The sequence below is a fragment of the Streptococcus suis genome, from assembly GCF_002964045.1.
GTDB lineage: Bacteria > Bacillota > Bacilli > Lactobacillales > Streptococcaceae > Streptococcus > Streptococcus suis_U.
In genome coordinates this window covers 1-403 of record NZ_POPB01000157.1, presented here as the reverse complement: position 1 = coordinate 403, position 403 = coordinate 1, and the positions used below count along the sequence as shown (strand labels likewise).

Annotated in this window: 1 protein-coding gene; it reads left to right on the top strand. The window is 47.9% G+C overall.

Annotated elements, in window-relative coordinates; all coding sequences use genetic code 11:
• The coding region (locus C1E99_RS14580) for a mucin-binding protein (protein ID WP_419580069.1) at positions 1–403 on the top strand (403 nt) is incomplete at both ends.

The window sequence follows — 403 nt, the reverse complement described above, 5'->3', positions numbered from 1 at the left end:
AAGGATCCAGATGGAAACTACATCCCACCAGTACCGACTGACCCAACTCAGCCAACAGTCATTACTTACAAGGCCCTTGAACAGAAGGCAGTCATCCAATACTTGGAAGAAGGCAGCAATAAGGTTCTCTCTCCAGCTGATGAAGTAACTGGTCTAGCAGATCAACCAATTGTATACAGCACCGCAGAAACCATTGCCTTGATTGTGGAACGTGGCTATGAATTGGTACAGGACAACTTCCCAACTAATGCGACATTTGACCGTGATACTACCAGTCCACAGGTTTACACAGTTGTGTTTAGAGAGAAGGTTGTCACAACCACCCCAGATAATCCACAGACCCCAGGCACGCCAGTCGATCCGACTAATCCAGACGGACCACGTTGGGAAGAAGTGACCAAGA